Below are 5,127 nucleotides of genomic sequence, written 5' to 3' on the forward strand. Positions count from 1 at the left end.
GGCCAGGACCCCCGCGAGGAACAGCACGACCGCCGGGCTCGACCAGCCCGGAAGGATGGCTTCCGAGTCCCGGAACGCGATGCCGGCCAGGACCGCCGCGCCGAGCAGCACGACCATCGCCCGCATCCGGTACCGGCTGTACATGACGGCGCTGTAGGCACCGATGACGCAGGTCAGGACGTTGATCCAGGAGGTCCTGTCCTCGCCGATCGCCAGCGCCACCACCAGCACCGCCGTGAAAGCGGCCAGCGGATACCGGCGCCGGACCGCGAGCGGCAGCGCCGAGAGGACGACCAGCGGCCAGGGCGCCGCGTAGATCCCGTCGTCCGGTGTCCCCGGTCCCGCAGGGGGCGGCGGAGGCGGCGCGGAAGGTCCGGCCGGGACGTCCTGCCCGATCGCGGCGGGACCGCTGTCGGGGTAACGCGCCGCCACGATCAGGGCGATGACCGTCAGCAGGACGGCAAGGGCCGCGTCGATGCGCACCGCCCGGCGCGAGAGCGGGGCGGGCCGCTCCTCCGGGCGGAACGCGTCGCGCAGGTGCTGACGCCGTCCGCGCCGATCGTCCGTGTCCACCGGCTCATTGTGCGACCCGCCCGCCGCGGCCCGCATCAGCCCGGGCGGCCGAACTGCCGCCCCGCAGGCGTACGTCGCTGTGATGACGTCCCGGCGGGGTCGTCCGGCGGGAGGACCGGATGTCGGTGCCGCGGCCGACGCGGCCGGGCGGCCCGCGCTCCTAGGTTCGCCGGGCCGGCACCGCACGAGTCCTCGGCCGCCACGCGCTTGCGGCGGTCACGAGCCCTCGACCCGCACGAGCCCTCGACCCGAAGGACGGAACCTCCCATGACTCACGTGATCGAACTGGCGGGCGTGGCCAAGCGCTACGGCAGTGCGGGCGCGCCCGCACTCGGGCCGCTCGACCTCGGCGTCGCCCCCGGTGAAGCCCTCGCCGTGACCGGCCCGTCCGGCAGCGGCAAGTCCACGCTCCTCAACCTCGTCGCGGGCCTGGACAAGCCCACGGAGGGCACGGTCACCGTGGCGGGCCTGCGCATCGACCGACTGAACGAACACGCGCTTGCCCGCTTCCGCCGCGAACAGGTGGGCATGGTCTTCCAGTTCTTCAACCTGCTCGACGACCTCACGGTCGAGGACAACATCCGGCTGCCCGCCCAACTCACGGGAACGGCACGCAAGAAGGCCGCGGCCCGCACCGTCGAGCTCATGGAGGTCCTCGGCATCCAGCGGCACGCCCGCGCCTATCCGGGCCGCCTGTCCGGCGGCGAACGCCAGCGCGTCGCCGTGGCACGGGCCCTGGTCAACCGCCCCGCGCTGCTCCTGGCGGACGAGCCGACCGGCGCGCTCGACACCGCGTCGGGCCACGACGTCCGGGAACTCCTGGTGGATCTGCACCGCGGCGGGCAGACGATCGTGCTCGTCACGCATGACCTGGCGCTCGCGGAAGCCTGCGCGAGCCGCACCATCCATCTGGTCGACGGTCGACTCGCCCTCGACACACGGGCGCAGGTGCTCCGGTGAGGGGCGTCGGCAGCGGCGCGCTCGGCCGCGTGGTGCGCTCCGGCGTGGGCAGGCGGCGGGTGCAGACCGTGGTGATCGCGGTGGCCACGATGATGGCGGTGGCCTCGGCCGTGGTCGCCGGGTCCCTCATGGTCGCCGCGAACGCCCCCTTCGACCACGCCTTCGCGCAGCAGCACGGCGCGCACCTCACCGCGCAGTTCGACCCGGCCGGGGCCAACACGGCCCGGATCAGGGCCACCGGCCGGCTCGACGGCGTCACGGCGAGCGCGGGCCCCTACCCGCTCACGACCATCCACCCCGCGGACCCCGGCGGCGGCCATGTGCCCGGAGTGACGCTGGCCGGGCGCTCGGACCCCCACGGCGCCGTGGACGACCTGGACCTGAAGTCGGGCCGGTGGGCGAAGAAACCGGGCGAGATCGTCATGTCCGAGTCGTTCGCCGGGCCCGCGTTCGCACTCGGGTCCGCCCTGCGGACGTCGGAGGCCAAGGGCGCCGGGACCCTCACGGTCGTCGGCCTCGCCGTGTCGGTCAGCAAGACCGCGGACGCGTGGGCGACACCCGCACAGGTCAGGGCGCTGGCAGCCGGGGAAAGCCCCGTCACGAGCCAGATGCTCTACCGCTTCGACTCCGCGGGAACGAAGGACGAGATCGCCGACGCCAGGAAGAAGCTCGCCGCGGCGGTGCCCTCCGGTGCGCTGCTCGGCACCCAGTCCTATCTGGACACCAAGCGCGCGGCCGACCAGGGCGCGGCGCCCACCATCCCGTTCCTGATCGCGTTCGGTGCGCTCGGCATCGCCATGTCCGTGATCATCGTCGGCAGTGTGGTGAGCGGCGCGGTCGGCATGAGCCTGCGCAGGATCGGCATCCTCAAGGCCATCGGCTTCACGCCGCGCGAGGTGGTGCGCGCGTATGTGGCGCAGGCCCTGATTCCGGCGGGCGCGGGCATCGCGCTGGGCGTCGTGCTCGGGAACCTGCTCGCCGTCCCGCTCCTGGCCGACACCGAGGAGGTGTACGGCACCGCCTCGCTGTCGGTGGCCTGGTGGGTGGACGTCGTGGTGCCGGCCGCCGCGCTGCTCGTCGTCGGCGTCGCGGCCCTGGTCCCCGCGCTGCGGGCCGGGCGGCTCCGTACGGTCGAGGCCATCGCGGTCGGCCGGGCGCCGCGCACGGGCCGCGGCCGGTGGGCACACCGGGCGGCGGGCCGCCTGCCGCTGCCGCGGGCGCTCACCTACGGCCTGGCGAGTCCCTTCGCGCACCCGGTCCGTGCGCTCGCGATGCTGCTCGCGGTGGCCTTCGGCACCGTCGCGGCGACGTTCGCGGTCGGGCTGACCGCGTCGCTCGGCGCGGTCGGTGACGCGTCGGACCCCGAGGAACGGGCCGCCGTCACCGTGTTCGCCGGCCGGCCCACGGCGGGCCCGGCCGCGAGCCCCTCAAAGCCCGGCACCCCGGCGGCCGGCGCCGAACCGCGCACCGCCGACCCGGCGAAGGTGCGCGCCGCCGTCGACGCGCAGGCAGGCACCGCCTCGTACTACGGCCTGGCGCAGACCGAGGCCGTGGTGGGCGGGATCTCCGGCCGGGTGCAGACCAGCCTCTACGACGGCGACACGACTTCGGGCCGCTACGAGATGATCGCCGGGCACTGGATCAGCGGTGCGGGTCAGGTCGTGGTGTCCACGCGTTTCCTGGAGCACACCGGCGCCGGGATCGGCGACACCGTGCGGGTGACGGTGAAGGCGCAGACGCGGACCCTGCGGATCGTCGGCGAGGCCTTCGACACCTCGGACGACGGCCTGCACCTGCACGCGGGCCTCGCCTCCTTCCCCGGGGTCGAGCCCCAGACGTTCCTCGTCGAGGTGGAGCCGGGCGTCTCCCCCGCCGCGTACGCCGGGAAGCTGGCCGCTGCCCTGGAGCCGCTGGGCGGCGACGCCATGGCCAACTCCCCGTCCGAGCAGGAGGGCATGATCCTCCTGCTGAACACGATGGCGGTGCTGCTCACGCTGCTGCTGGTCTCCGTGGCGGGCCTCGGGGTGCTCAACTCCGTCGTCCTCGACACCCGAGAGCGCGTCCACGACCTCGGCGTCTGCAAGGCGCTCGGCATGTCACCGCGGCAGACGGTGGGACTCGTCCTCGCCTCGGTGGCGGGGATCGGGGTGATCGGCGGCCTGGTCGGCGTGCCCGCCGGGTTCGCGCTGCACGGCTTCGTCCTGCCGGTGATGGGGCGCGCGGCGGGCACCGGCCTGCCGCCATCGGTCCTCGACGTGTACGAGCCTTCGCACCTGGTCCTGCTCGGCCTCGCCGGGGTCGTCATCGCACTGCTCGGCGCGCTGCTCCCGGCGGGCTGGGCGGCCAGGGCACGCACGGCCACGGCACTGCGCACGGAGTGAGCCGGGGGCGGACCGCCGGAGCGTCGCGGGCCTAGGGCTCTGTCGGCGGCCAGAGGGGGCGCTGGTCGGCCGGGAGGGTCAGCACGGCCTGGCCGACCGTGCGGTGGGCGGGGAGCAGTTCCGTGCTGCCGGTCAGCGTCAGCATCTCCGTGAGGCGGCGCCCCGCCCCCGCCAGGAGCAGCCTGCCCTCGCGGCGTTCGAGCAGCCAGCGCACGGCGAGCAGACAGTTGAGGCCGCGCGAGTCGCAGAACATCAGCGCCGTCACGTCAAGGACCAGATGCCGGTGCCCGGCCTCGACACTGGCGCCGAGGGTACGCAGGAAGTACTCCTCGCAGGACTGGTCGAGCTCGCCGCTGACCCGCAGCACCGCGGAGTCGGAGCAACTCGCGAGCTCGGTGATGGTCAGGCGATGGGTCTCAGTGGACATCACACCCCCGCGAGCCATCGTACCGAGAGGGCGCAGAAGCCTCTCCCGGAACAGTCGGTGCCCGCCCGGCGGCTACCTCCTGTCGAGGAGCTTGGCCCGCAGCCGCCCGAGGATCCGGGTCAGGATGCGCGAGACGTGCATCTGGGAGATGCCCAGCTCCGCACCGATCTCGCTCTGTGTCATGTCGGCGGCGAAGCGCATCGCGAGGATCTTGCGGTCGCGCTCCGGGAGCGCGGCGATGAGCGGCTTGAGGGTGTGCAGGTCCTCGACCTTGTCCAGCTCCGGATCGCGGTAGCCCACGTGGTCGGCCAGCGTGTCGTCGGAGTCGACGCCGTCGGCCGGATAGTCCAGGGAGGCCGTGGTGTAGCCGTTGGCGGCGGTCAGGCCTTCGCTGATCTCGGCCTCGTCCAGGTCGAGGTGCTCGGCGAGTTCGGCCGTGGTCGGGGGGTGCCCGTTCGTCTGCTCGAGATCGGTGGTGGCCTTCACGAGGTCGAGACGGAGTTCCTGCAACCTGCGGGGAACGCGTACGGCCCAGGTGGTGTCGCGGAAGAAGCGTTTGATCTCGCCCATGATCGTGGGCAGCGCGAAGGTGGGGAACTCCACGCCCCGCTGGAGGTCGAAGCGGTTGATCGCCTTGATCAGGCCGATCGTGCCCACCTGGACGACGTCTTCGTACGATTCGTCGCGCGGGCGCATCCGGTGGGCCGCGTACTGCACGAGATTGAGGTTCAGTTCGACCAGCGTGTTGCGTACGTAGGCGTGTTCGGGGGTGCCTTCCTCCACGGC

General features: G+C 73.3%; 5 protein-coding genes. 2 read left to right on the plus strand and 3 right to left on the minus strand.

Features of this window, described 5'->3' with window-relative positions; translation table 11 throughout:
* Positions 1–573, minus strand: a 573-nt coding sequence (locus tag ACQKIP_RS39185) for a DUF7134 domain-containing protein (protein ID WP_427745245.1), incomplete at its 3' end; no start/stop codon positions are given.
* Between the two features lie 267 nt (positions 574–840).
* Between ACQKIP_RS39185 and ACQKIP_RS39190 the strand changes: the two genes are divergently transcribed.
* The gene (locus ACQKIP_RS39190) at positions 841–1,533 is read left to right on the plus strand and encodes an ABC transporter ATP-binding protein (RefSeq protein WP_365862390.1); all 693 of its coding nucleotides are present in this window, start codon (positions 841–843) and stop codon (positions 1,531–1,533) included.
* An 89-nt stretch (positions 1,534–1,622) separates the two neighbouring features.
* Positions 1,623–3,914, plus strand: coding sequence for an FtsX-like permease family protein (locus tag ACQKIP_RS39195; RefSeq protein ID WP_427745247.1), 2,292 nt, complete (start codon positions 1,623–1,625; stop codon positions 3,912–3,914).
* A 31-nt stretch (positions 3,915–3,945) separates the two neighbouring features.
* On the opposite strand, the gene ACQKIP_RS39200 is transcribed toward ACQKIP_RS39195, so the two are convergent.
* On the minus strand, positions 3,946–4,341 hold the full coding sequence (locus ACQKIP_RS39200; protein WP_365862386.1) for an STAS domain-containing protein: 396 nt from the start codon (positions 4,339–4,341) through the stop codon (positions 3,946–3,948).
* Positions 4,342–4,413: 72 nt separating this feature from the next.
* Positions 4,414–5,127: RNA polymerase sigma factor SigF (locus tag ACQKIP_RS39205; protein WP_427745246.1), on the minus strand; the 714-nt coding region annotated here is incomplete at its 5' end.

The organism is Streptomyces sp. NPDC059900 (assembly GCF_050270335.1).
GTDB lineage: Bacteria > Actinomycetota > Actinomycetes > Streptomycetales > Streptomycetaceae > Streptomyces.

Excerpts from the sequence above, each read along its gene's own strand:
- ACQKIP_RS39190 (WP_365862390.1), top strand. The coding sequence starts at position 841 with ATGACTCACGTGATCGAACTGGCGGGCGTGGCCAAGCGCTACGGCAGT.
- ACQKIP_RS39195 (WP_427745247.1), top strand. The coding sequence starts at position 1,623 with ATGATGGCGGTGGCCTCGGCCGTGGTCGCCGGGTCCCTCATGGTCGCC.
- ACQKIP_RS39200 (WP_365862386.1), bottom strand. The coding sequence starts at position 4,341 with ATGTCCACTGAGACCCATCGCCTGACCATCACCGAGCTCGCGAGTTGC.